24 protein-coding genes and 2 pseudogenes are annotated in these 26,151 nt (G+C 64.3%); 13 read left to right on the plus strand and 13 right to left on the minus strand.

The annotated features are described in order from the left end of the window. Positions 1 to 101 precede the first annotated feature (101 nt). From U1738_RS02340 to U1738_RS02370, 7 genes are all read left to right on the plus strand, one after another. The gene (locus U1738_RS02340; protein WP_332787418.1) at positions 102 to 740 is read left to right on the plus strand and encodes a phosphoribosylanthranilate isomerase; all 639 of its coding nucleotides are present in this window, start codon (positions 102 to 104) and stop codon (positions 738 to 740) included. Between the two features lie 200 nt (positions 741 to 940). Continuing rightward, entirely contained in the window at positions 941 to 2,170 is a 1,230-nt protein-coding gene (gene trpB, locus U1738_RS02345; protein WP_332787419.1) for a tryptophan synthase subunit beta, read from the plus strand. A 133-nt stretch (positions 2,171 to 2,303) separates the two neighbouring features. Further along, the gene (gene trpA, locus U1738_RS02350) at positions 2,304 to 3,107 is read left to right on the plus strand and encodes a tryptophan synthase subunit alpha (protein WP_332787420.1); all 804 of its coding nucleotides are present in this window, start codon (positions 2,304 to 2,306) and stop codon (positions 3,105 to 3,107) included. After that, a complete protein-coding gene (gene accD / locus U1738_RS02355; RefSeq protein WP_332787421.1) occupies positions 3,104 to 3,958 on the plus strand; it encodes an acetyl-CoA carboxylase, carboxyltransferase subunit beta in 855 nt (284 codons plus the stop codon). The genes trpA and accD overlap by 4 nt, the downstream gene beginning before the upstream one ends. Positions 3,959 to 4,002: 44 nt before the next feature. Further along, entirely contained in the window at positions 4,003 to 4,434 is a 432-nt protein-coding gene (locus tag U1738_RS02360) for an endonuclease domain-containing protein (RefSeq protein WP_332787422.1), read from the plus strand. After that, complete coding sequence (locus U1738_RS02365; RefSeq protein ID WP_332787423.1) at positions 4,434 to 5,741, plus strand: bifunctional folylpolyglutamate synthase/dihydrofolate synthase; 1,308 nt, start codon at positions 4,434 to 4,436, stop codon at positions 5,739 to 5,741. Before U1738_RS02360 ends, U1738_RS02365 begins: the two co-directional genes overlap by 1 nt. 70 nt (positions 5,742 to 5,811) lie before the next feature. After that, the gene (locus U1738_RS02370; RefSeq protein WP_332787424.1) at positions 5,812 to 6,255 is read left to right on the plus strand and encodes a DUF6628 family protein; all 444 of its coding nucleotides are present in this window, start codon (positions 5,812 to 5,814) and stop codon (positions 6,253 to 6,255) included. Here U1738_RS02370 and U1738_RS02375 read toward each other — a convergent pair. The 3 genes from U1738_RS02375 to U1738_RS02385 all read right to left on the minus strand — a co-directional run bounded on the left by U1738_RS02375 (position 6,252) and on the right by U1738_RS02385 (position 8,854). Then, positions 6,252 to 6,998, minus strand: a complete 747-nt coding sequence (locus tag U1738_RS02375) for a tetratricopeptide repeat protein (RefSeq protein WP_332787425.1) — start codon at positions 6,996 to 6,998, stop codon at positions 6,252 to 6,254. The two genes, U1738_RS02370 and U1738_RS02375, sit on opposite strands and share 4 nt — an antisense overlap. Next, positions 6,995 to 8,332 carry an AmpG family muropeptide MFS transporter gene (locus U1738_RS02380; protein WP_332787426.1) on the minus strand — a complete coding sequence of 446 codons (1,338 nt, stop codon included), beginning with the start codon at positions 8,330 to 8,332 and terminating at the stop codon, positions 6,995 to 6,997. The genes U1738_RS02375 and U1738_RS02380 overlap by 4 nt, the downstream gene beginning before the upstream one ends. Before the next feature lie 84 nt (positions 8,333 to 8,416). Continuing rightward, the gene (locus tag U1738_RS02385; protein ID WP_332787427.1) at positions 8,417 to 8,854 is read right to left on the minus strand and encodes a response regulator; all 438 of its coding nucleotides are present in this window, start codon (positions 8,852 to 8,854) and stop codon (positions 8,417 to 8,419) included. 268 nt (positions 8,855 to 9,122) lie between these two features. Here U1738_RS02385 and U1738_RS02390 point away from each other — a divergent pair, with 268 nt between their 5' ends. Further along, positions 9,123 to 10,355 carry a pseudouridine synthase gene (locus U1738_RS02390; protein ID WP_332788202.1) on the plus strand — a complete coding sequence of 411 codons (1,233 nt, stop codon included), beginning with the start codon at positions 9,123 to 9,125 and terminating at the stop codon, positions 10,353 to 10,355. Between the two features lie 3 nt (positions 10,356 to 10,358). Beyond that, positions 10,359 to 10,895, plus strand: a complete 537-nt coding sequence (rsmD, locus tag U1738_RS02395; RefSeq protein WP_332787428.1) for a 16S rRNA (guanine(966)-N(2))-methyltransferase RsmD — start codon at positions 10,359 to 10,361, stop codon at positions 10,893 to 10,895. Positions 10,896 to 11,026: 131 nt separating this feature from the next. Here the strand turns inward: rsmD and U1738_RS02400 are convergent, their stop codons facing one another. From U1738_RS02400 to U1738_RS02425, 6 genes are all read right to left on the minus strand, one after another. Then, the gene (locus U1738_RS02400) at positions 11,027 to 12,298 is read right to left on the minus strand and encodes an MFS transporter (RefSeq protein WP_332787429.1); all 1,272 of its coding nucleotides are present in this window, start codon (positions 12,296 to 12,298) and stop codon (positions 11,027 to 11,029) included. Positions 12,299 to 12,461: 163 nt separating this feature from the next. Beyond that, positions 12,462 to 14,111, minus strand: coding sequence for an inorganic phosphate transporter (locus U1738_RS02405; RefSeq protein WP_332787430.1), 1,650 nt, complete (start codon positions 14,109 to 14,111; stop codon positions 12,462 to 12,464). An 83-nt stretch (positions 14,112 to 14,194) separates the two neighbouring features. Further along, entirely contained in the window at positions 14,195 to 14,587 is a 393-nt protein-coding gene (locus tag U1738_RS02410) for a nuclear transport factor 2 family protein (RefSeq protein ID WP_332787431.1), read from the minus strand. Positions 14,588 to 14,635: 48 nt separating this feature from the next. Next, a complete protein-coding gene (locus U1738_RS02415) occupies positions 14,636 to 15,268 on the minus strand; it encodes a class I SAM-dependent methyltransferase (protein ID WP_332787432.1) in 633 nt (210 codons plus the stop codon). 25 nt (positions 15,269 to 15,293) lie between these two features. After that, on the minus strand, positions 15,294 to 16,547 hold the full coding sequence (locus tag U1738_RS02420; RefSeq protein WP_332787433.1) for a BtaA family protein: 1,254 nt from the start codon (positions 16,545 to 16,547) through the stop codon (positions 15,294 to 15,296). 90 nt (positions 16,548 to 16,637) lie between these two features. Further along, complete coding sequence (locus tag U1738_RS02425; protein ID WP_332787434.1) at positions 16,638 to 17,036, minus strand: GFA family protein; 399 nt, start codon at positions 17,034 to 17,036, stop codon at positions 16,638 to 16,640. A gap of 103 nt (positions 17,037 to 17,139) precedes the next feature. On the opposite strand from U1738_RS02425, the gene U1738_RS02430 reads away from it, so the two are divergent. After that, positions 17,140 to 19,461, plus strand: a complete 2,322-nt coding sequence (locus U1738_RS02430) for an ATP-dependent helicase (RefSeq protein ID WP_332787435.1) — start codon at positions 17,140 to 17,142, stop codon at positions 19,459 to 19,461. A gap of 17 nt (positions 19,462 to 19,478) precedes the next feature. Here the strand turns inward: U1738_RS02430 and U1738_RS02435 are convergent. Continuing rightward, a pseudogene (locus tag U1738_RS02435) lies at positions 19,479 to 19,649 on the minus strand (GcrA family cell cycle regulator); the annotation flags it as partial. An 87-nt stretch (positions 19,650 to 19,736) separates the two neighbouring features. Further along, positions 19,737 to 20,819 (minus strand): annotated as a pseudogene (locus U1738_RS20360) (DUF4062 domain-containing protein); the annotation flags it as partial. Positions 20,820 to 21,164: 345 nt separating this feature from the next. Here U1738_RS20360 and U1738_RS02445 point away from each other — a divergent pair. Continuing rightward, positions 21,165 to 21,452, plus strand: coding sequence for a hypothetical protein (locus U1738_RS02445; protein ID WP_332787436.1), 288 nt, complete (start codon positions 21,165 to 21,167; stop codon positions 21,450 to 21,452). Between the two features lie 586 nt (positions 21,453 to 22,038). Here the strand turns inward: U1738_RS02445 and U1738_RS02450 are convergent. Then, the gene (locus U1738_RS02450; protein ID WP_055780721.1) at positions 22,039 to 22,383 is read right to left on the minus strand and encodes a hypothetical protein; all 345 of its coding nucleotides are present in this window, start codon (positions 22,381 to 22,383) and stop codon (positions 22,039 to 22,041) included. 88 nt (positions 22,384 to 22,471) lie between these two features. Between U1738_RS02450 and U1738_RS02455 the strand changes: the two genes are divergently transcribed. Further along, a complete protein-coding gene (locus U1738_RS02455) occupies positions 22,472 to 22,924 on the plus strand; it encodes a cupin domain-containing protein (protein WP_332787437.1) in 453 nt (150 codons plus the stop codon). Beyond that, positions 22,921 to 24,315, plus strand: coding sequence for an MFS transporter (locus U1738_RS02460; RefSeq protein WP_332787438.1), 1,395 nt, complete (start codon positions 22,921 to 22,923; stop codon positions 24,313 to 24,315). Before U1738_RS02455 ends, U1738_RS02460 begins: the two co-directional genes overlap by 4 nt. Here U1738_RS02460 and U1738_RS02465 read toward each other — a convergent pair. Then, the gene (locus tag U1738_RS02465; protein WP_332788203.1) at positions 24,312 to 26,036 is read right to left on the minus strand and encodes a DUF885 domain-containing protein; all 1,725 of its coding nucleotides are present in this window, start codon (positions 26,034 to 26,036) and stop codon (positions 24,312 to 24,314) included. The genes U1738_RS02460 and U1738_RS02465 overlap by 4 nt on opposite strands. Positions 26,037 to 26,151 lie beyond the last annotated feature (115 nt).

A 26,151-nucleotide genomic window follows, 5' to 3' on the forward strand; every position in this document is an offset into this window, starting at 1 on the left:
AGCAAGGCCGGGTGAGGGCGACGCCTGCATTCACCCTCACCCTCCCACCGCTTCGCGGCGGGCCCCTCCCTCTCCCGTTGGGAGAGGTGTAAAGGACCGGAATGCCAACCAACGCCAAGATCTGCGGCCTCTCCACCCCCGAAACGCTCGACGCGGCGATCCGGGGCGGGGCGAGCCATGTCGGCTTCGTCTTCTTCGCCCCCTCGCCCCGCAACCTCGCCCGCGAACGCGCCCAGCAGCTCGCCGCGCGCGTGCCCGATCACGTCACCCGCGTCGGCGTGTTCGTCGACCCCGACGATGCGCTGCTCGACTCGGCGATCGCCGCCGGCAGCCTCCAGGCGCTGCAACTCCACGCCACCACCCCCGCCCGCGCCGCCGCGATCGGTGCGAAGACCAGCCTCCCGATCTGGGCCGCCGTCGCCGTCAAGCAACGCGCCGACCTCGCCGCCGCCGCCACCTTCGCGGGCGTGGCCGACCGCATCCTGTACGACGCGAAGACGCCCCCCGGCGCGACGTTGCCCGGCGGCATGGGCGTCCGCTTCGACTGGACCCTGCTGGAGGGCTTCCGCCATCCCTTGCCCTGGGCGCTGTCCGGCGGGCTCGATCCGTTCAACGTCGCGGAGGCGATCTGCGTGACCGGCGCGGACTTGGTGGATGTGTCGTCCGGCGTGGAATCGTCGCCGGGCATCAAGGACGCGGGCAAGATCACCGCATTCCTGCGGGCGATCGAAGCAGCGTGAACCGTATCGAGCCACGATCCCCGCCAAACCGTCATCCCAGCGAAGGCTGGGATCTCGGGCGAAGGCGCGGGACAAGAGCCGCTTGAGACCCCAGCCTTCGCTGGGGTGACGACGTGCGGGGCGCAGAAGTGGTCAGCGGCGGGGACAAGTCAAACAGAGCTGTCCCTCGACACACCCGGCGGGGATGCTAAATGCCCCCCATGAACGCCCCAAACTCCTACCGCGCGCAACCCGACGATCGCGGCCATTTCGGCGATTTCGGCGGCCGCTACGTTGCGGAAACGCTGATGCCGCTCGTGCTCGACCTCGACAAGGCCTACCGCGCCGCCAAGCAGGACCCCGCCTTCGCCGCGCAGTTCGACGATCTGCTCGAACATTATGTCGGCCGCCCCAGCCCGCTTTATTACGCGGAACGCCTCACCGAAGCGCTGCGCGAATCCGCGCCGGAGGGGAAAGGCGCGCAAGTGTGGTTCAAGCGCGACGAACTAAATCACACCGGCGCGCACAAGATCAACAATTGCATCGGCCAGATCCTGCTCGCGATGCGCATGGGCAAGACTCGGATCATCGCCGAGACCGGCGCGGGCCAGCACGGCGTCGCCACCGCCACGGTCTGCGCGCGCTTCGGCCTGCCCTGCGTCATTTATATGGGCGCCAAGGACGTCGAGCGTCAGGCACCGAACGTATTCCGCATGAAGCTGCTCGGCGCCGAGGTCCGCCCGGTTAAGAGCGGCGCGCATACGTTGAAGGACGCGATGAACGAGGCGATGCGCGACTGGGTCGCCAACGTCCACGACACCTTCTACATCATCGGCACCGCCGCCGGCCCGCATCCCTATCCGGAGCTGGTGCGCGATTTCCAGTCGGTGATCGGCAAGGAAGCGCGCGAACAGATGCTGAGCCGCATCGATCGCCTGCCCGATCTGCTCGTCGCCGCGATCGGTGGCGGATCGAACGCGATCGGCCTGTTCCATCCCTTCCTCGATGACGCCGACGTCAAGATGCTCGGCGTCGAGGCCGCCGGCCACGGCCTGCACAAGGAACATGCCGCGTCGCTCGCAGGCGGCTCTCCCGGCATCCTCCACGGCAACAAGACCTATCTGTTGCAGGACGAGGACGGCCAGATCACCGAGGCGCACTCGATCTCCGCCGGCCTGGATTATCCCGGCATCGGCCCGGAGCATTCGTGGCTGCACTCGATCGGCCGCGTCCAATACACCTCGGCCACCGATGTCGAGGCGCTCGACGCGTTCCAACTGCTCTGCCGCACCGAAGGCATCATCCCCGCGCTCGAACCCGCCCACGCCATCGCCGCCGTGGCGAAGGTCGCACGCGAAATGGACCGCGACCAGATCATCCTCGCCAATTTGTGTGGGCGCGGAGACAAGGACATCTTCACCGTCGCGGAAGCACTGGGAGTGGAGATGTGATGCGCGCCCTTCCCCACCGTCATCCCAGCGAAGGCTGGGATCTCCCAGTTGGCGCGCGCAGCACCTGCCCCATAAAGACCCCAGCCTGCGCTGGGGTGACGATCGGGGAAGCTGGAATTACGGAGCCGGCGGAATGACCCGCCTCTCCGCAGCCTTCGCCAAGGCCCACCCCGCCCTCATCACCTTCGTCACCGCCGGTGATCCGACGCCGCACGCCACCGCGGCGATCCTCGACGCGCTGGTCGAAGGCGGCGCGGACGTGATCGAACTCGGCATGCCGTTCACCGATCCGATGGCCGACGGCCCCGCGATCCAGGCCGCGAACCTGCGCAGCCTGGCCGCCGGCACGAAAACTGCCGACATCCTCGCCATCGCCAAGGCCTTCCGCGCCCGCCACCCGGAAACGCCGCTCGTCCTGATGGGCTATGCCAACCCCATGACGATCCGTGGCGGCGACTGGTTCGCCGCCGCCACGAAGGATGCCGGCGTGGACGGCGTGATCTGCGTCGATATCCCGCCCGAGGAGGATCAGGAACTCGGCCCCGCACTCCGCGCCGCCGGCATCGATCTGATCCGCCTCGCCACCCCCACCACCGATGTCGCGCGCCTGCCCGCCGTCCTGGATGGCGCGAGCGGTTTCCTCTATTACGTCTCGGTCGCCGGCATCACCGGGCTGCAACAGGCGGCGCAATCCTCGATCGAGGACGCCGTCGCCCGTCTTAAGGCCGCCACGCAGATCCCCGTCGCCGTCGGCTTCGGCATCCGCACGCCGGAACAGGCCGCCGCCGTCGCGAAGGTCGCGGACGGCGTCGTCGTCGGCTCCGCAATCGTCGATCTCGTGGCGGAACACGGCGCAGATGCGCCGCAAGCCGTGCGCACCTATATCCAGTCTCTCGCGCGCGCGATCCGCGCCGCCCGCATGGAAGAAGTCCGATGAGCTGGCTCACCAACGTCCGCAACGCGCTGTCGTTCGTCGTCCCCAAGAAGGACACGCCGGAAAACCTGTGGCACAAGTGCAAGGGTTGCGGCCAGATGGTGTTCCTGAAGGAACTGGAGGACAATCTCCACGTCTGCCCGCACTGCGAACATCACGATCGCATCGGTCCCGTCACGCGCTTCGCCTACACGTTCGATCCCGGCAGCTATACGATCATCCCGCTGCCCAAGGTGCCGGACGATCCGCTGAAATTCCGCGACACCAAGAAATATGCCGACCGCATCAAGGCCGCCCGCGCCGCCACCTCGGAGGGCGACGCCCTGATCAACGCGCGCGGCACGATCGATGGCCACAACGTCGTCGTCGGCGTGCAGGATTTCGCCTTCATGGGCGGGTCGATGGGTCTCGCGGTCGGCGAGGCGTTCATTCGCGGCATCGAGAATGCGATCCTCGACAATTGCCCCTACATCATCTTCACCGCCGCCGGTGGTGCCCGCATGCAGGAAGGCATTCTCAGCCTGATGCAGATGCCCCGCGCGACCGTGGCGATCGCGATGCTGCATGACGCCGGCCTGCCCTATATCGTCGTGCTGACCGATCCGACGACCGGCGGCGTCACCGCAAGCTATGCGATGCTCGGCGACGTGCAGATCGCCGAACCCGGCGCGCTGATCGGTTTCGCCGGACAACGCGTGATCGAACAGACGATCCGCGAGAAACTCCCCGAAGGCTTCCAGCGCGCCGAATATCTGCTCGATCACGGCATGCTGGACATGGTCACCCACCGCAAGGAATTGCGCGCGACGCTGGCGAAGGTGGTGGATTACCTTGGCGTGAAGCAGGCGGCGTAGACTTAAGACTCCCCTCCCGCTTGCGGGAGGGGTTGGGGGAGGGCATGGAACAAAGAACCAGAGCCCGAGAATTACGGGCAAACCCGACCGAAGCAGAAATCAGGCTGTGGCGCGCGATCAGCGCCCGCAAGGTTTCGGGCGTGCGCTTCAACAGGCAAGTGCCGATCGGTCCCTTTATCTGCGATTTCGTGTCACGCAGCGCCGGCCTCATCATTGAGGTCGATGGCGGCCAACATGCTGCGACAACAGAACAGAACGCGGCCCGAACCCGATATCTCGAAAACGAAGGATACCGTGTGATCCGCTTCTGGAACGATGACGTGACCAAGAATCTGGAAGGCGTCATCGCGGAAATCGAACGCATCCTTACGGTCACGCCCTCCCCCAACCCAGTGACGGGTCAGCTGTGCCCCCGGCACAGCTTGAACGATGCGGGGCATCGTTCACCCGTCACTCGCGAGCGGGAGGGGAGCTAATGGACCACGCCACCTCCTCCGCCCCCGCCGTACAGCGCCAGCTCGACCGCCTCTGGTCGCTCTCCCCCGGCGCCGACATCCTCGGCCTCGAACGCATCACCGCGCTCCTCGCCCGCCTCGGCAACCCGCACGAAAACCTGCCCCCGGTGTTCCACGTCGCCGGCACCAACGGCAAAGGCTCGACCTGCGCGTTCCTGCGTGCCGCGATCGAGGCCGCCGGCCATACCGCGCACGTCTATACCAGCCCACACCTCGTCCGCTTCAACGAACGCATCCGCATCGCCGGAACGCAGATCGATGACGACGCGCTCTCCACACTGCTAGCGGAAGTGCTCGACGTCGCCGACGGCATCGGCGCGAGCTTCTTCGAAGTCACTACCGCCGCCGCCTTCCTCGCCTTCAGCCGCACGCCAGCCGACGCCTGCATCATCGAAGTCGGCCTCGGTGGCCGGCTGGACGCGACCAACGTCATCGCCCGCCCCGCCGTCACCGGCATCGCGCAACTCGGCATCGATCACCAGAGCTTCCTCGGCGATACCTTGCTCGAAATCGCCGGAGAAAAAGCCGGCATCGCCAAGCCCGGCGTGCCGCTGGTCACAATGGATTACCCCCGGAAACTGCGCGAGAAGATCGCCGGGGTGGCCGCTGCCGCCAACGCTCCCGTCCTTGCGCGCGGCAAAGCCTGGACCAGCGAAACCGCGCGCAGCACGATGCGCTACGCCGATGCCGGCTTCTCGGTCGTCACCCGCCGCCCGCGCCTCGTCGGCACACACCAGTCGCGCAACCTCGCGCTCGCCATCGCCATGCTGCGTCATCAGGGCGCACTGAACATCCCCGAAGCCTCGCTCCGCGCCGCTGCCGACTGGGCACACTGGCCCGCCCGCATGCAACGCCTCGGTGACGGCCCGCTCACCGCGCGCCTGCCAACCGGCAGCGAAATATGGCTCGACGGCGCGCATAATCCCGCCGCCGCCAAGCCCCTCGCCAAGGCGCTACGCCGCATCGCGCGCGGCCGCCCGGTCACGCTGATCACCGGCATGCTCGCCAACAAGGATGCACCCGGCGTCCTGCGCGAGCTCGCGCCACAACTCGCGCACGTCATCGCCGTGCCAGTTCCCGGCCACGCGCATCACGCGCCCGATTCGCTCGCTGATCTCGCGCGCTCCTTCGGCCTCACCGCCACAACCGCCGGCTCGTTCGACGCCGCGATCGATACGCTGGACGATGCGCCCCGCGTCGTGCTGATCGCCGGCACGCTCTATCTCGCCGGTGAAGTGCTCGCCGCCAACGACGAACCGCCGACCTGATCTCTTATTGATATTGACTTGCAATAACGAACAGGCGACCTTGCTCACACGCAAAGCGGAGTCGCCTGTCATGACCACTGTTCCCAGCCCGATCGCTACAAACACCGCCGCGGCCTTGCCGCACGCGATGCCGCCCTGCCCCAATGCGCGGTTGGCGCTGTTTGCGGTGCGGCGAATGGGCGCGCACGGCCTGTCCGACGCGCACGTCGCGCACGCCTTCGTCAACGGTTTTGGCGAGGGTTTCCGCCGTCCGCTGGTCCTGATGCGCGCCCTGATGGCTGATCTCGCCGCACAGTCCAGCTGCCCCATCGCCATAGCGCCCTGCTGCTGCGCCCGCATCACCTCGGCCGAACACGCGATGCTCACAATCCTTAGCCGCGCCGAAACTGCCCCCGAAAGCGCGCGTCTGCTGCTCGCCGACCTGCTCGGCATCCGCCGCATCGATGGCGTATTGGCGAGCGCAACCGCCGCGTCGCTGGCGTTCACTGACGCCGGGCGGCCGATCGCGGTCTAGCGTGCGCGCAATTCCGCGAGCCGCTCCGTCGCCCAGCGGTACATATCCGCCTCCGCCGCACGTTGCTGCCGGTCGAGCCGCTTCATCCGCGCCTCGACCTCTTCCAGCACGATGCGAGCCTTGCTCTCCTGCCCCGCGGCCAACAGCAACGCGGCATAGCGGCATCGCCCTTCTTCACCCGGCAACCGCGTGACCAGATCGTCATACAATTCCAGCGCCTCCGGCTTGCGCCCCAACGCTTCCAGAATACGCGCGCGCAGCAGCGCCTGCCGATCCTTGTCGCCCTGAGACGTCGCAGGCGGATTGGCGTCGAGCGTCGCCAGCGCCTCCGCCACCGCCCCGGTCTCGAACTCGGCCCGCGCGATCTTCTCGCCGGTCCGCATGTCGGTCGGTCCACGCCGCGTCGCCTCACGGAACAGCGCCAGCGCCTCATCATGACGGCCGAGCGCGACCAGCGCATCACCCAGCCGGATACGGTTGGCCGCCGTATCCGCCAAATCCAGCGCATCGCGCGCCGCGCGAACCTCCCGCTCCGGGTCGAGCTTGGCGATCACCCCCGCCCGCGCGGTGCGCACATGCCGATTGCCCTGAAAGCGCGGATACACTTCCAGCACCAGATACGCGATCGTGCCTGGCCCGGGCAGGAACATCAGCGCCATGATCCACAACTGGTTGCGCCCGTTGCGGATCACATCGATGATCAGCATCACCTGGACCGCCAGGATCGCCAGATAGACGATCATGCAGGCGAACCCTCCCGCGCATCGCCCTCGCCTGCCGTCCCGGCATCGCCGATCGATCGGTCGACGATGCCCGATTTGCTCATCCACCAGAACAGCAGCACGCCGGGGAACGCGATGATCGTCGTCATCCAGTAGAAATCGACATAGCCCATACGCTCGACCAACGCCCCGGCGGTGGCAGCGGTCAGCAGGCGCCCGATGACACTCGATGCCGCCGAAATCAGCGCGAATTGCGCGGCGGTATAGCGCAGGTCGCACAGCGCCGAGAAATAGGCGACCACGCTGACGCTACCGATCCCGCTCGACAGATTTTCGAACCCGATCGTCCCGGCCAGCCCCAGATTGCTGTGCCCGGCCCCGGCGAGCAGCGCGAAACTGGCATTCGATACGGCCATCAGGAACAGGCTGAACAGCACCGATCGCTTTAACCCCAGCCGCGCGTACAGCACGCCACCGATGAACACGCCGATCAGATACGCCCAGAAACCGACACCGACGTCGTAGATCGCGATCTCGTCATTGCTGAACCCCAGATCGTTCAGCATCAGCCGCAGCACGATATTGGCCAGCGTATCGCCGATCTTGTGGATCAGGATGAACAACAGGATGATGATCGCGCCCCGCCGCCGGAAGAATTCGGCGAACGGCCCAACGATCGAAGCCAGGATTTCCGATGCCCCGCGCCGCTCGGCCGGGTCGCGTCGCCGTTCGGGTTCGCCGAGCCAGAAGCCGGTCAGGATCGCCGGCAACACGAACATCGCGCAGGCCAGATACCCAACGCCCCAGCCGAACCGCGCCGCCAGCACCAGCGCCAGCGACGCCGCCGCCACGTTGCCGATCCGGTAGCCATATTGCGACATGCCCGAGCCGACACCCAATTGGTGCGGCTGCAACTGCTCGATCCGGTACGCGTCGATCACGATATCGAACGTCGCGCCGGCCAGCCCTACCAGCAATGCAGCAACGATCGTCGCCGACAGATTGGTCTTAGGATCGACAAAGGCGAGATTGGTCACCGCCGCGACCACCAGCAGACCGGCGAAGATCAGCCAAGATAAACGCTGCCCCAGCCCGCCGATCAGCGGCAGTCGCACGCCATCGACCATCCACGCCCATAACGGTTTCAGATTATAGACTAGGAACCCCAGCGTGAACGCGGTGATCGTCTTCTTGTCCAACCCGTCCTGCGCCAGCCGGCTGGTCAGGGTCGCGCCGATCATCGCGATCGGGAAGCCGGACGACAGGCCCAGCGTGAACGCCGCGATCGGGCCTTTCTCGACATAGGGGCGCAGGCCGTCCAGCCAGGTCGGGCCACGCACAATCGTTTCGTTCATTCGCCCCTCGCTCCCAACGCTTTACGCGCGGAGACTAGACGAGCGCCCGGAATATGAAACCCCGCCAGCGAAGGAAGGCGATGTTTACGCCGGCTCGAACAACCGGAACCCGGCCGGCAACCGCTTGGGCGTCCGACCGTCCAACATCGCCTCGATCGCGCCGATCGCGGCGAGCAGGCTGCGTTGCGCATAGGGCTTCGACAGACACCCCACCGCCACCTCACTCGCCCCCACCGGGCACTGGCCGGTCACGAACATCACCGGAATTCCCGTCTCGTGCGCCACGCGCGCGACATCGAGGCCGCTGCCATCGGCCAGGCTGACATCGACCAGCACCAGATCGATTTCGCCCCCATCCTGCGCCGCGCCGCGAATCACGCGCATCGCATCGGCGACACGGTCCACCGTCGCGACGATCTCGAATCCCTCGTCGCGCAGGAAATGCTCGGTGTCGAACGCCACCAACGGCTCGTCCTCGACGATGAGCAGTCTGGTGATGCGCCGTTTCTTCTTGCCGAACATGGTCCGGACACCGCCTTTGCCCTGGTCGCGCGTGATTAAACCACACGCGACATCGTTACGCCCGCGTCTTTAACGCGCGCCGCGAAAGTTGGTCGCAACTTTTTTTCCTGTCAGCGCGCATTTAGGCTGTATCAGCGCATCCGTGACCAAATCTTTCAAATCTCCCGATGCCCCTAAGGCCGCCGCCCAGGAAGCTCCGCGCGACGGACAGCGCATCGCCAAATTGCTCGCCCGCGCTGGCATCGCCTCGCGCCGCGAAATCGAACGCATGATCGAGGAGGGTCGCGTCGCCCTGAACGAGACAATCATCGATACGCCGGCGACCATCCTCACCTCGCTCGACGGCGTCACGGTGGACGGCGTTCCCGTCGAAGCTCCTACCGCCGCGCGCCTGTTCCTCTACCATAAGCCTTCCGGCCTGCTGGTCACGGAGCGCGACCCTGGCGGCCGCCCGACGATCTACGACAAGCTGCCCAAGGACCTGCCCCGCTTGGTCCCCGTCGGCCGACTCGATCTGAATACCGAGGGGCTGTTGCTCCTCACCACCGACGGCGAACTGAAGCGCCAGCTCGAACTTCCCGCGACCGGCGTCGAACGCGCCTATCGCGCCCGCGCCTATGGCAACGTCACGCAGGCGCAGCTCGAGGACCTGATCCACGGCGTCGAGATCGAGGGCGTGCGGTACGGCTCGATCAACGCCAACCTCGAACGCCGCACCGGCGCGAATGTCTGGATCGAGATGATCCTCACCGAGGGCAAGAACCGCGAAGTCCGCCGCGTGCTCGAATATCTCGGCCTCAAGGTCAGCCGCCTGATCCGTACGCGCTACGGTCCGTTCCTGCTCGCCGATCTGCCGGTCGGCGGCGTGGGCGAGGTGAAGGGGCACGACGTCGCCGCCTTCCGCAAGAACCCGACCAAGAACCCGCCGCCCGAACGCCTGCGCCGCGACGAGAAGTTCAGCCAGCGTCCCAAAGCAGAGCCGGTCAAGGTCGGCACCGCCCAGCCCCGCCCGGGCGGCCCCCGCCCCGCACCCGGATCACCTAACATGGCGCGTAAGCCCAGCCCGGTTCAGGCCGGCAAGCCCGCCACCCGCATCACGCGTGAGGTCGCCTCCGCCGCCGACCGCGCCGCCTTTGTCGACAATCCCAATCGTGGCACCCGCGCCGGTGGACGCCCTGCTAAAGCGCCCGCCAAATCCCCCGGCTGGCAACCCGCGATCGACCACACCCCGCGCGAACCAACCCCTGCGCCGGGCAGCGTCCGCCCGAAACGCTTCTACGACGCCAAGCCACCCAAAGCCCGCGAGGGCGAAGGCTCGGGCGACCGTCCTGCGCGCGTGTTCAATTCCGAACTCGGCCGCAACGTGCGCGCCAAACCGCCCCGGCCCGCGCGCGAAGGCGCAAGCGACGCTGCCCGCCCCGCCCGTCCATCCTCCCGCCCCACGCCCAAGGGCACGGGCAAACCAACCGGCGGAAAAGGTCCGCCCCGCAGCCGGAAGTAAGTCATGCGCATCATTTCGGGTCTCTGGCGCGGCCGCCAGATCATCGCCCCCAAGGGCGACGCCACCCGCCCCACCGCGGACCGCACCCGCGAAACCCTGTTCTCCATGCTCACCAGCCGCCTCGGCAGCTTCGAGGGGCTGGCCATCGCAGACCTTTTCGCCGGTTCCGGCGCGCTCGGCCTCGAGGCCCTGTCGCGTGGTGCGGCAAGTTGCATCTTCGTCGAACAGGACAAGCCCGCGCTCGACGCGCTGCGCACCAACATCGCCAAGCTCGAAGCGAAAGCCGATGTCCGCGCACAATCCGTCCTCGCCCTCGCCCGCGTCACCCAGCCGCTCGACCTGATCCTGATGGACCCGCCCTACGCCACCGGCGCCGGCGCGGTCGCGCTCGACAAGCTGTCGCGGCTAGGCTGGACCGGCCCCGCGACCTGGATCAGCATCGAAACGGCGCGCGACGAAACGATCGCGGTGGATGGTTTCGAGATCGACGTCGAACGTAATTCCGGCAAGGCGAAGCTTACGATCTTGCGGGCGGTCTAAGCACCACACTCGTCATCCCACTCCCCCACCCGTCATCCCAGCGAAGGCTGGGATCTCTGTGGGGCGGGTGCTGCGCGCACCTCATTGAGATCCCAGCCTTCGCTGGGATGACGAGTTGAGGCGGATGAGGCTCACCCCCGCCGCAAGATCATCAACCCGCCCAAACTCAACACCCCAGCCACCACCAGATACGCCCCCACCAGCGCCAGCCCGCCCCGCGCCGCCAGCGCGGTCGCGGCGATCGGGGCCAGCGCCCCGCCGAAGATCCCGCCCAGATTGAACGCGATCGATACGCCGGTATAGCGCACCCCCGGCTCGAACAGCGACGGCAGCCACCCACCGAGCGGCCCGTACGCAAAGCCCATCGCGAACAGCCCGAACGCCAGCCACGCGAACACCACCCACAGGCTCGCCGCGCCCAGCATCGGCCCCATCAGCAACCCGGCGATCACGCACCCGACGAACCCGAGGCGCAACATCGCCCGCGCCCCTGTTCGGTCCGCCAGCGTGCAGGACGCGATCACCCCCAGCGCCAGGAACAGGATCGCGGCGATCTCCACGCCCAGAAACGCTTGCCGCCCGTGGCCCAAGGTCGTCGTGCCGTAGCTCAGCGCGAACGCCGTCGTCAGGTAGAATAGGGCAAAGCACGCGATCACCCCCACCGTCCCCGCGATGGTCGGGCGCAGATGCGACCGGAACAGCTCGGCGATCGGCACCTTGGGCAACGCATCATGCGCCGCCGCCTCGCGAAACGCCGGCGTCTCGGTCAGCTTCAACCGCACCCACAGCCCCAGCCCGACCAGCACCGCGCTCGCCAGAAACGGCACGCGCCAGCCCCAGTCGCGGAATTGCTGCTCGTCCAGCATCGTACCGAGCAACAGGAAGAACCCGTTCGCCGCGATGAAGCCGATCGGTGCGCCAAGCGGCGGGAACATGCCATAGCGATTTTCAAACCCCGGCGGCGCATTCTCCACCGCCAGCAAACTCGCCCCGCCCCATTCGCCGCCAAGCCCGAAGCCTTGCGCGAACCGCAGCACGCACAGCAACATCGGCGCGATCCAGCCGATCTGCGCATAGGTCGGCAGGAACGCGATCGCCACCGTCGCCCCGCCCATCAGCATCAGCGATCCGACCAGGGTCGATTTGCGCCCCAGCCGATCCCCGAAATGCCCGAACACCGCCGCCCCCAACGGCCGCGCAAAAAACGCCAGCCCGAAACTGGCATAGGACAGCATCACCTGCGCCGACGCGCTCTCAGACGGGAAGAATAACGGCCCGAACACCAAAGCCGCCGCCGTCGCATAGATATAGAAATCGTAGAATTCGACCGACGTGCCGATCAGGCTGGCGATCAGGATACGGCGGTGGGCGCGCATGGGGGAGACTGGAGAGCTGGCTTGCATGAAATGCTTCTGCCCGCTGCGGTCCGCCGGTCAACCAACAACTTCTTCCCCGGCGAAGGCCGGGGCCCAGTCGGGAAACAGAAATTGGCAAGCGCAGCGCTAAGTTACATCGACAACCGCCACTGGGCCCCGGCCTTCGCCGGGGAAGCGCATCGAAAGGATATTACCCCCCGTAAACCCGCACCGCCGTCAACAACCCACAATACAATCCACCCGACAGCAACATCGCCGCCGGCAACGTCATCACCCAGGCGAGCGCCATGTTGCGGATCGTGCGCATCTGCAGCCCCTGCCCGTTCGCGACAGAGGCCCCCGCCACACCAGACGTCAGGATATGCGTCGTAGACACCGGCAACCCGAACCGTTCGGCCAGCAAAATCACCGATGCCGCGACGATCTCCGCCGCTGCGCCCATGCCGTAGGTCATGTGGCTCTTGCCGATCTTCTCGCCGACCGTGACGACGATCCGCTTCCACCCGACCATCGTGCCCAGCCCGAGCGCGATCGCCACGCTGATCTTCACCCATAAAGGAATGAACCGGGTGCCGGTTTCCAGCATGCCCTGATAATCGCCGATCGCCTTCAACTCGGGCGCGGTGAAGCGCTTCGCCGCATCCTTGTCCTTGGTCATCAGCTTGGTTGTATCCAGCACCAGATACATGTCGTTGCGTACGTTCGAGGCCACGCCCGCCGGCACATTGCTCAGCGCGCCATAGCTGCCGACCCGCGCCGCCAGATCGCGCGACACAGTCTCGACCGCGCCGTAAACTTGCGCACCCTCGACCTTTTTCGCCTTGAGCGCTGCCGTCAGCATGACGCGCGCCTCGGTCGGGGCCATGTTCATCCCGCCCGATTTGGTATCGAACGTGCCCGCCACACTCGTCGCTGCGGCCACGAAGGCTGGCGTCGCGTCGCCCGGCAGCGTGCGGTTCAGCGCATAGGCGGTCGGCGCACAGCCGATCAGGATCAGCATGATCAGCCCCATGCCCTTCTGCCCGTCATTCCCGCCATGCGCGAAGCTGACGGCGGTGCAGGTGAAGATCAGCAGCGCGCGAATGCCCCTGGGCGGCGGCGATCCCTCGACCGGCGGTGTGTACAACGTCGGATTGCGCACCACGCGCCGCATCACGAACAGCAGGATCAGCGCGGCGGCAAACCCGATCAGCGGCGCCATCCACAGCCCGGTCATCACCTTCTGCACCTGTGCCCAGTCCAGCCCGGACGTGCCGCCCGCACCGCCGCCCGACAGCAATTGGTTGGCCACGCCCACGCCCAGGATCGACCCGATCAGCGTGTGGCTGGAACTGTTGGGCAGCCCGACATACCAGGTCGCCAGATTCCACAGCACCGCAGCGAGCAACAATGAGAAGATCATCGCGAACCCGCCCGCACTGCCCACGTTCAGGATCAGATCGACCGGCAACAGCGTGATGATCGAATAGGCCACCGCGCCGCTGGACAGCATCACGCCCAGAAAGTTGAAACACCCGGACCATACCACCGCCAGATGCGCCGGCATGGAATTGGTGTAGATCACCGTCGCCACGGCATTGGCGGTATCGTGGAAGCCGTTGACGAATTCGAACCCCAACGCGATCAGCAGCGCCAGCCCCAGAAACGCGAACACGCCCAGCGCCAGGCTCTCGCCCACCTGCCGCGTATCCACGAACACGCTGAACCCGGCATAGCCGAGCCCGCCGATCAATGCCGCCAGGAACAGCAGCCGCGCGGTCGGCGAAATCGGGCGATCGAACCCGGTTCGTTCGGGCGCGTCGATGGGCGACTCAGGAGCCGCGATAGCGTGTGTTGCCATGATGACCCCGCCTTCGCCGGGCTTCGTTACACGTTGATGACGGTTCCATGACACCGCCCGCTATGTCCCGGACCGGCGCATTTTCAGGCCGCCGTCAGCCGCGCACCCATCAACGGCAGGATCGTGTTCAGCGCCTTCAACGGCCGCATCATCACCTTGAATTCGGTGATCAGCCCGTCCTCACCCCAGGTGATGATGTCCACCCCGTCGATCTGGATCCCGTCGATCGACAGCTTGAATTCCAGCACCGCCGACCGTTCCGCGCGCCATTCGCCGACATAGCGGAAATCCGGCTGCTTCAGCACCGTCATCGCCGCGGTCAGATATTTGATTGTAATCGACTTGCCGGCCTGCGGCGTGTGCACCGCGGGGGAGTGAAACACGCAATCCTCGGCGATCATCCCATCCAGCGCGGCCGGGTCGTGATTCTCGACATAAGCGTGCCAGCGTTCGATCCCGAGTTCGATCAAGTCCATCAGCATCCTCCACCCGGCTCTCATCGGCCGCCGGCGAACGATACAGGCTCAGGCGGCGACGGTCGATGCCCGCTCCAGCCGCCCCATCCAGGCATAGCCGCGATGCAGCGCCGTGAAACTCGGCACCAGCCTCTCCTGCGCAGCAATCTCGGTCAACGCCTCGGCCAAATTCCCCCGGGGCGTCACGTCGAACCGGTCCAGCCACGCGAACAACCCGCGTCGGAACACCCCCGGCAACCGCTCCTGCTGCCCGAAATCGACGATCTCCACTCGCCCCCGCGCCACCTGTGCCGCCTGGCCCATCGCCCCCAGCCAATCCGGGATCATCGATAGCGTGTAGGACAGCACCACCCGGTCGAACCCGTCCTCGCCGAACATAGCCACCGCATCGAACCCCGTCGCATCCCCTTGCGCCAGCACGATCCGCTCGCTCAACCCGGCCCGCGCAACATTCGCTCGCGCCGTCGTCAGCATCGCCTCGGACAGGTCGATCCCGAACAGCCGCGCCTCCGGCCATGCCCGCGCGATCGCGATCAGGTTGCGCGCCGTGCCGCACCCGATCTCGATTACGCTGCCGCCCTCGGCGAGGTCCAGTCCCGCGATCAACCGGTCGCGCCCGAGCAGATAATATTTCCGCGTCAGATCGTAGAAATGCCGTTGCCGCGCATATATCGCGTCCATCCGCGCCGCCTGACCGGACACCGGCTCAGCCCTTCAACACATACAAATGCACGCCGCCATAGATCGAGGATCGATCGCGTGCGGTGAAATCCAGCGACTCTTCCGCCCGATAGTCCCAGCGATCGAGCACCGCATCCGCCACCCGTCCCGGCAACAGGCTCGGCGCGGCGGCGGTGCGGAACAGCACGCGCGCACCCGGCTTGGCGGTGCGCGTGATCTCCGCCCACAGGTCGTTCAACTGCGCATCAGTCATCCAGTCCTGCGCGTCGAGCAGCACGTACCGGTCGCGGCTGCCCGCCGCCAGGCTCTCCAGATGTTCGGTGAAGTTCGCATGCAACACCTCGATCCGCCCGGCCCGCGCGACGATATCGGCATGATGGCCCGGTTCCAGATACGGCGGCACCGAATGCCCCGCGCCACTCGCATAACGCCGGCCGAACGCCTGCTGCGCGAAGTAATTGTCGCCCACCGGAAAATCGCACGCCAATTTCTCGAGCCGCCCGCGCAGCACCGCCCGGATCCCGCCCGGATCGTCGTTCGACAGCGCGGCATATTGCGCCGGCGGAATGCCCAGCCCGAACAACGACGCCGGCTGGTCCATCAGCCAGCGCACGAAGCCCTTGTCGAACACCGGCGCCAGCCGCTCCTCGAACACCCGGCGTTGCTCCTCCACGGTCTCCGCCGCCAGCACTTCGCGCGGATCGATGCCGTACAGCCGCGCCACCAGATGCGCGCTGCGGATGAACCCGCCGAGCAAACCGCGCTTGTAGATGTTGCTGGAAAAGCCCCGAATGCGCCGCTTGCCGCTCAGGTCGCGCCCTTCCCAATAGCGCCGCGTCACATCGTCCAGATGCGGCCGCACCATATATTGGTACACACGGACATTGGCCTTGTGATCCGCTTCGCCGAAGAAGCGGTGGAACATATCATGGTCGGGCAATCGCGCCGCCGCCGCCACCTTCAACCGATTGAGCGCGACATGGGCGGTATTCAAATCCACCGCCGTGATCCGCGCCGGATCGGCGGTCAAATACGACAGCACGTTGCACCCGCCACTGGCGATCGTCACCACATGGCACTCCGGCGTGATCGCCAGCGCCTCCATGTCCACCACCGGATCTTCCCAGATCTGCGCATAGACCAGCCCCCGAAACGCAAACGTGAACGCGCGCTCCAGCAGCCCCGCCTTGCTGGCACTCTCGTGCTGGTGCACCGCCGCGCCCACCTTGGCCGCCGTCGCCCGATGGAATTTCACGTCGCCTAGCTTCAGGTTCGCCATGCCGCCCTCCCGATGGAATGACGTCGTCGCTAGGACTTTCGCGTGACCATGCGATGACGAACCCGCGTCGCCCGCATGACACGCGTTGCGCTACGCCCCCGGATAGCGCTCGAACTTCGGCAGCGCCTCCAGCCCGGCCATCCAGCGCGGCGCATCGGCCATCTGGATGACCGCCTGCGGGGCCAGCGCGTCGGGATTGTCGAAGCTGCCGGTCTGGATATCGATCTTGCCCGGAAACACCGTTTCGCTGAGGTAGAACAGACCGGTCCCGCACGTTCCGCAAAACTGCCGCTCGGCATCACCCGATGAATTGTAGCTCACTGGCGTGCCCGTAATCGTCACCGCATCCGCTGCGAACAGCGCCCATCCGACCATCGGCGCTCCCGCCGACCTCCGGCACTGCTCGCACAGGCACAACGCATTGTGATCGGGCTGGCCCTCCGCCGTGTAGCGCACCGCGCCGCAACGGCATCCACCGGTGATCGTCATCGCAACCTCCTCTCAAAAGTTGCCAATTTGTTCCACATTGCCCGCGCGAACGCAACCCCATTCCCGCTTGCCCCCCGCGCCACCGTTCCCTACCTGTTCACGAATGTCGCTTACCCCCGTATCGCAGCAAGAACCGCCCTATATCTCCGGCCTCAACCCGCCGCAGCGCGAGGCCGTGCTGACCACCGAAGGCCCGGTCCTCGTCCTCGCCGGCGCCGGCACGGGCAAGACCGCCGCGCTCACCGCCCGCCTAGCGCATTTGCTGTTCACCAAGCGCGCCTGGCCCTCCGAGATCCTCAGCGTCACCTTCACCAACAAGGCCGCGCGCGAGATGAAGCACCGCGTCGGCCGACTGGTCGGAGACGTGGTCGAGGGCATGCCCTGGCTCGGCACCTTCCACGCGATCGGCGCGAAGATGCTCCGCCGCCACGCCGAACTCGTCGGCCTGCAATCGAACTTCACCATCCTCGACACCGACGACCAGCTGCGCCTGCTCAAGCAACTCATCCTCGCCGCCGATATCGACGAGAAACGCTGGCCCGCGCGCCAGCTCGCCGGCGTGATCGACGGCTGGAAGAACAAGGGCCTCACCCCCTCCGACATCGACGCCGGAGAATCCGAACTCTACGCCAACGGCCGCGGCGGCGAGATGTACGCCGCCTATCAGGCCCGCCTCATCGCGCTCAACGCCTGCGATTTCGGCGACCTTCTGCTCCACATGCTCGTCATCCTGAAGCGCGACCGCGAAGTGCTGGCCGAGTACCAGCGCCGCTTCAAATACATCATGGTCGACGAATATCAGGACACAAACAGCGTCCAGTACCTCTGGCTCCGCCTGCTTGCGCAGGAGCGCAAGAACATCTGCTGCGTGGGCGACGACGATCAGTCGATCTATTCCTGGCGCGGCGCGCAGGTGGAGAATATCCTGAAATTCGAGAAGGATTTCCCCGGCGCCAAGGTCATCAGGCTCGAACAGAATTACCGCTCCACGCCCCACATACTCGGCGCCGCCTCCGCCGTCATCGCCAACAATAGCGGCCGCCTGGGCAAGCAGCTCTGGACCGATCTCGACGTCGGCGAGAAGGTGAAGGTTCTCGGCGTGTGGGACGGCCCGGAGGAAGCCCGCCGCGTCGGCGACGAGATCGAGGGCACGCAGCGCACCGGCAAGTCGCTCGACGAGGTCGCCATCCTCGTTCGCGCGCAGCATCAGACGCGCGAGTTCGAGGACCGCTTCATCGCCATCGGCATGCCCTATCGCATCGTCGGCGGCTTCCGCTTCTACGAACGCGCCGAGATCCGCGACGCACTCGCCTATCTCCGCGTCGTGGCGCAGCCGGCCGACGATCTCGCCTTCGAACGCATCGTCAACGTCCCCAAACGCGGGCTCGGCGACAAGGCGGTGCAGAAAGTCCACCAGCTCGCCCGCGCCACCGGCACCCCGCTCACCACCGCCGCTGCGCGCATCCTCGATACCGACGAGCTGACCGGCGCCGCGCGCAAATCGCTCGGCAACCTCGTCGCGGACATGGCGCGCTGGCGCAGCATGGCCGGCGACATGCCGCACCCCGATCTCGCCCGCCAGATCCTGGACGAAAGCGGCTACACCGCGATGTATCAGGCGGAAAAGAGCGCCGAAGCCGCCGGCCGGCTCGAAAACCTCACCGAACTCGTCCGCGCGATGGAGGAATATGAAAATCTCGGCGCGTTCCTCGAACACGTCTCGCTCGTCATGGACAACGAGAACAATGCCGAGGATCCCAAGGTCACGATCATGACGATCCACGCCGCCAAGGGCCTGGAATACGACACCGTCTTCCTCGTCGGCTGGGAAGAGGGCCTGTTCCCCTCGCAACGCTCGTTGGACGAAGGCGGCCTCGCCAGCCTCGAGGAGGAACGCCGCCTGGCGTACGTCGCGATCACCCGCGCGCGGCGCAAAGCCATCATCATCCACGCCGCCAACCGCCGCATCTACGGCCAGTGGACCAGCTCCATCCCCTCCCGCTTCGTCGGCGAACTCCCCGCCGATCACATCGAGAGCGAGACCACCATGTCCGGCGGCGCGAGCCTATGGCAAGCAAACTGGTCCGAACGCGCCGATCCCTTCGCCGACGTCGCCAGAGGCACCGGCCGAGGCCCCGGCTGGCAACGCGCGGCGGGTCTGGGCGCGGGGATCGACCCCGCCAAACCCGGCGGCGCCTTCACCAGCCGCACCTTCTCCCGCGAACCCTCCCGCGTCGTGGAAGCCCGAGCCAGCGCCATCAGCCTCGGCAACAAGGGCCGCGACGACGTGTCGGTCGGCCTGCGCGTCTTCCACCAGAAGTTCGGCTATGGCGAAATCGCCGAGATCGAAGGCAACAAGCTGGAGATCGACTTCGAGACTGCGGGGCGGAAGCGGGTGATGGATACGTTTGTGACGGTGGGGTGATGAGCATGCTATTCTATATCGCTAGGCTTTACCGGTGAAGGCCTAGGTTGAAGGCCCAACCTGTGAGCTTTTCCAATTACTGCGTTTCGACTAATACCTCCCAGTTTATCAGCGATCTGACTAGCTGTAGCCCCATCAGACCACATCATCATAAGTGTTTCCAATCTATCATTAGTCCATCCGGTCAATTTACGTTCAGTTCTAGTAAAATCGTCCTGCAATTCGCCTTCTATTTCATCCGGCAGTATCGCGGCAGCATCATCTTGAAATGTCGTATTAAAGTGATCAATCAGACTAGGGCCAATGTATTCGACGTCTGCGACTCCATCTAGTACAGCAGATTTTGTATCTTTCTCCAAAATAGAAAATGATTTCCACTGATTGAAGAATTCAGCAAATCTCTTATCGGGTATCCTTACCCGAAGATATGTACCGTCCTGCAAAATCAGAATTGTTCTAGGCAACGACATGTCCCTGTTGCCTATCCCTTGAACTTTGAAATCTACTACACCAAATTCCGAAAGAAGATCCTCGAAAGGACCAGAAAAATTTACAATATCAACATCCGGCTTTGAATTCCTCAGTGACAAAAGGAAATCCGCCAGCCTTCTATACTTTATAACGCTTCCCGCTATCTTTCGACCAGATCCCGCACTTATTGACTGCAATACAGCTGTTTTTAAATCTTGTATTTGCTCCAGTATGGCGTCAGATTTTCTTAAATCAACAGATTTGCCTCGCTCGTCTCTTAGAAGCCTTTGAAACATCAGTGACCATTGTTTTAGAAGATGACCTTCTATATCTGAAAAATTGGAATATGATACTATAGCGTTATTTGAAAATCTGTGAGTAATATAATTTATAAACTCAAATATGTATTTTGAAGTTTCAGGTTTATCAATGGATGGATATACGATTTCATCTACGAATTTCTTGTCTTTGTTCTTTTGATATGTCAAATGATATGAATATACCTTAGAATCCACAAATGCGAAAATCGGTATCCTAAGCTCTATTGCCTTCATTACTTCAAGCTGAGTTATTGATATATTATCCATATTGTCAAATATTTTTGTTTTATTTGACGAGTTTTCTATTTCTGAAATTTTTAGTTCTGACATGGCCTCGGGTACAGCAACACCACCAAATCTTGAACCAATTAACAATATAGCCATGTCGGTGTTATAAATTTCTTTCACACAACTTGTGTGAGTGTGATGCCTATGATCAAACAAAACGTCAGAGTGATCACTCATAATCGGATCATATCCGATACTGGAAAGCAGATTTCTTATCTGCAACCGTTGTGCGTTCAAATCAAAACACGTTGAAGACACAAAAACGCCGAGTCCGGCCATCGGAAACACCTTGATTTAAAATGACATTTTTGTCGTTAAAGCCATAATAAATTATATCATTAGGCATGGCGAGTGAGAAAAACGGACAATATGGCTTTCTGATCTCTGGTTCGCTCTGGGTGATTTTACATCGTTGCCACGAGGTTTAATTGTTTTAACAGTGAAAAATAAAATTCAGCATTAATGAAATTAGGCTTTGGTATGGTACTTGGAAAGACAGACCCATCTAAATGCCCGCCTAACCAACCTGTACCTCACCCTACAGACACATTCAGCAACGATATCCGCGTCCGGGCGTACTCCCGTCGCAAGGCCCATACCGGGCCGAACGAGAGGATATGGATCATGAAGATCACTCACATGCTCGCCGCCGCCCTGATGGTCGCCGGCATCGGCGTTTCGACCGAGGCGTCGGCGCAGCGTTATGACGGCGGATACAATCAGGAGGTGCGGTACGATCGCCACGATCGTGATCGCCGGGACGACCGTCGCTGGGATCGCCGCGACGACCGCCGCGATCGCAATTGGGGTCGCCACGATCGCGGCCGCCACAACGGCTGGCGCGGGGATCGCGGGCGGAACCATTGCCGTGTCGTCTATCGCCACGGCAACCGTTACACCCTCTGCCGCTAAAACACTGCGACCTCCGGGAGGCGTTCACGCCTCCCGGTAAAGGTGAAAACGCGCTGCCCTACACCGGGAAGCGCGTTTACGCCGTCCGGTTCGTGGCTTTTTGACATCGTCGGATCATATTCACACATATGGCCGGGCGGTTGCGCTGCCACAAACCTCGTGCCGCATCATCTACAATGCCGGGATGCAAAAAGAATGGTGTGCCCAGCATCTTGTCCTTCCGCGAAGGCGGGAACTGGGACTGTGTCCCCATCTCCGCGGGGTATAGTCCCGCAAGATCGATCTGTGGAAACGGGCATTCGACGAGGTGTCGAATCATGTCGATGCGAGATGGAAAGATCCCTCTCCGTTCGTCCTGAGCATGTCGAAGGACGTGTTTCACACGCGCCGGAGATTGTGGAATACGTGCTTCGACAAGCTCAGCACGAACGGTTCATTTTGGAGTTATCGCGATCTAGGCCCGCGCTCCAAAAAAGCACCGTAACACGATGTGCTACGGGTCCCTGCAAATCTTGCCCCCCTCGTTCACATGGGGATTGGTGCAACTTTCGTAACTTTCCAGCCCCTCACAGGAGCCAGGCGACGTTCAGTCCGGCTCTACCGCCATCAGCGTCGTATCGGCATATTTGAAGCTGCCCTGATCGAACAGCGCGCTGACGGTGAACGCGCGCGGCGTGATGCGCACGCCGGTCAGGCCGACCAGCTTGAACGTGCCGATCTTCGGCTCCTTGGGCGGCTTGCCGTCGCGCGCCAGCACTTCGGCGTCAATGAACAGCTCGTCATGCTTGGTGTAGATCACGTGCGGCGCCAGAGTCATCTCGACCTTGTTGTAGGTCGCAGCGATGCACATCTTGCGCACGATCGCCTCGAAGAGGATCGGCGTCGTGGTCGGTACGGCGGCAGGCGGGCGCTCGGCGGTCAAGGTCGTCATCCGCTCCATTTAAACGTTGCGCTGCAGTGCAGCAAGTCGCATTCACGGTAAACGTTGTCCCCGCGTTCGGAAACACAGCATTTCCAGTTTGTCAGACATAACCGCGATCATCGCGCGATTGCAGCTGACGCCGCATCCCGAAGGCGGCTGGTATCGCGAAACATTCCGACAGCCCGCGCCCGATGGCGGACGCGGCCTCGCCACCGCGATCCTGTTCCTGCTCGAGGATGGGCAACGCTCGCACTGGCACCGCGTCGATGCCGCCGAACTGTGGATGTGGCATGCCGGCCATCCGCTGCGGCTCGCCATCCATGACGGCGCAGCACAAGAACATCTGCTCGGCCCCGATGTCCTCGCCGGCCACAGCCCGCAGGCGCTCGTCCCGCCGCACGCCTGGCAATCCGCCGAGGCGCTTCACGGCTGGGCGTTGGTCGGCTGCGTCGTCACCCCGGCGTTCGACTTTTCGGGGTTCGAACTCGCCGCACCGGGCTGGTCCCCGGCTTGCGATCCCGGTGCGGAGGCGTCATCGGTGGCATCATGACCGACGGCCTTCCCATGCCCCGCCGCCTGCTGGCGATCGGCGCCCTGTGTTGTGGCACCGCATTGATCATCATCGACGGTGCCGTCGCCACCGTGGCCCTGCCGACCATCGCACGGGACCTGCAGGTCGGGCAAAGCGCGGTCGTCGCGGTCGTCACCGTCTATCAGCTCACCCTCGTCATGCTGTTGCTGCCCTTTGCCGGTCTCGGCGACCGCATCGGCCTGAAGCGCATGTATCAGGTCGGCCAATTGGTCTTCACCGTCGCGACGATCCTGTGCTTTTTCGCCAAGAGCCTGCCCTTCCTTCTCATCGTCCGCGTGATGCAGGCGGCGGGCGCGGCGGCGGCGCTCAGCGTGTCCTCCGCCCTCATCCGCCAGGTCTATCCGGCGAAGCAATTGGGGCGCGGACTCGGCATCAATTCGGTGATCGTATCGAGCGCCGCGGCCGCCGCCCCGACGATCGGCGGGCTGGTGTTGGGCATCGCGCCCTGGCCCTGGGTGTTCGCCAGCGCCGTGCCATTCGCGATCCTGTCGCTGTTCCTCGGCCGTTCCCTGCCCGCCCCCCAGCCGCGCGACACGCGCTTCGACGTGCTCGGCGCGGTGATGTGCGCGGCGATGTTCGGGCTGGTGATCGGCGGACTGGAAAGCGCCGTGCACGGCGATTCGCCCGTCGTCTCCGCCGCGATCGTGCTGATCGGCGCGATCATCGGAGTCTATTTCGTGCGCCGCGAAAAGACCGAGGCCGATCCGATCCTGCCGATCGATCTGCTCGCCCGCCCCGTCCTCGCACTGTCCGTGATCGGCGCCTACACCGCCTTCATCGCCTCGATGACGTTGCTGCTCTCCACCCCGTTTCGACTGGCTCAACTAGGTTTCACCCCCGCCCAGATCGGCGCGGCAATCGCGCCTTGGCCGCTCACCAACATGATCGTCGCCCCGCTCGCCGGCTGGCTGTCGGATCGCATCCCGGCCGGGATATTGGGCGGGATCGGCATGGCTATCTCGATCACCGCTCTGCTGCTGCTCGGCTTCATGCCGGAAGACCCGAGCTATTTCGACGTCGCGTGGCGCATGGCGCTATGCGGATCGGGCTTCGGCACGTTCCTGCCACCCAACGCCCGCCTCATCATCGGCAGCGCCCCACGCGAACGCGCCGCGGCGGCGGGCGGGCTGGTCTCGACCGTCCGTCTCGTCGGCCAGACGACTGGCGCCACCCTGGTCGCCGCCTTGCTCGCCATGGGCATCGGCGCGGGCAAGGTGCCGGCTTTGGTCGCCGCCGGCCTGGCACTGGTCGCCGGCCTATGCAGCCTCGCCCGCCTGCGCCCCTCGATCCGCAATCCGCCAAGGGAAGAGGTCGAGGAACAGGTCTCCACCCTCAAACAGGCGCGCTAGAACACCGCCTTGCCGTCCCCGCCCAGCATCGCCTTGCGCACCAGCGGGATCGGCGGTCCACCATATTGCAGGAACGCGTCGTGGAACGCCTTCCACGCCTTCCGCCCGCCCCGCGTCGCGGTCCAGTCGTCGCGCAGCTTGCGGATCATCAGCTTACCCATCGTGTAGTTGAGATAGGCCGGATCATACGTGCCCCGCGCCGATTGCTGCTTCGCATTGCCCTCGTCCTGATAGCATTGCTCGACGAACATCCGGCGCGACTGCTCTTGCGTCATCCTGCCCGAATGCATCCCGATCGCCGACAGGAAGCGGCAATCGCGCAGCAGCGCATTGGACAGCTGCCCGATGTGCGTTTCCGCATCCCCCGCATGCAGGCCGGCATCCCACATCATCTCCTCGGCATAATGCGCCCAGCCCTCGGCAAAGGCGTATCCGACGAACAACCGCCCGAACAACGACGGCGAGGCATTGGCATGGCGGAACTGCAGGAAATGCCCCGGCATCACCTCGTGAACGGAGGTGAACAGCAGGTCTTTCTTGCCCGGAATGAAGCCGTCCTGCTCCGCCTTGCTCCATGAAGGATCGGGCGGCGAGATATAGTAGATCGACGGCACGCCCTTCTCGAACGGCCCCGGCGGATCGATGTACGCGCTGTTCTGCCGATTATAGGGCGGGCTCTCCTCGACCAGCGCCTTCTCCTTGTCGGGGATCGTCACGATATCCTTGGCGATCACGAACGCGGTCAGTTCCGGGATCTGCCGCCGCGCTTCGGCGACCGGGCCACCCTCGGGCTTGTTCGCGTTCATCTTGTCCATGCACACCGGAATCGTCGCGCCCGGCGCGAATTGCTGGCACGCCGCCTTCAGCGCCTGCTGGTTGCGGGCGAGATCGGCCTTGCCGGCCTGTTCCAAAGTGGCCAGCGGCACGTCGACGCCCTCGGTCATCTTCACCATGCGGGAGAAGCGTTCGGTGCCCAGCGCAAAGCCTTGCGTGGCGGTCGGCTTCTGACTCTCCAGCCAGCCTGCCAGATCCTTCATCGCCTTCGCCGCCGCAACGGAGGCCTGATCGAACTGGGCCTGCAATTTGGGATCCGCCACACTCGCAAACGCCTTCTTCGCGTCGCCAGTATAATAATCCGCAAAGCCGCCAAACCCGGCCACGCCATAGGAGATGAAGCTCAGCGGCATCGGCGTCTTCAGATTGGCGCGGATATTGGCCGCAGCCCCCGGAACGCACTGCAGAAACGCGATCATCGCCTTCATCCGCGTCGCCGCATCGGCATAATTCCGCGCGACATACACGTTGGGGTCGAGGCCATTGCCGATATACCAGGCAGGATTGGTGTGCGGCTGGTCGGCATCCTCCAGCCAGAACAGTTTACCTTCCGCGACGTTGATCAGGTAATCGCGCTCGAACGCGTCCCGCCCGGTCAGCTTCTTGAAACCGCGCGCCTCCACAATCGCCGCCTTCAGGAAATCGCCTTGTCGCTTCAGCCCGGCGGCACTCCAATCGGCCAGCCCGCCATCGAAATCGTGCCGCCCCTGATAGACGGCATTGGCCGGATCCAGCTTGAACCAGTCTTCGATAAAGGCATCGCGGAAACCCGCCCAACTCGCCGTCGGCAGCGGCAATGCGGCTGCCGTATCGGCCGAAGCGGGCGCCATCGGCACACTGGCCGCGAACGCCAGCATCGCGATGCCGCCGAGCAATTTGATCCGCATATTCATCCTCTCGAGTCGTTCTGCGCCCGGATGCTGGCAGGTTGCGGCAAAGCACGCCACCCTGGTGGAACGTCCGCGTGGGAAGCTCGTTCAGGCCCGGTACCCCTCTGTTGAA

The sequence above is a fragment of the Parasphingomonas caseinilytica genome, assembly GCF_036663755.1.
In the GTDB taxonomy this organism is placed as follows: Bacteria; Pseudomonadota; Alphaproteobacteria; order Sphingomonadales; family Sphingomonadaceae; genus Sphingomonas.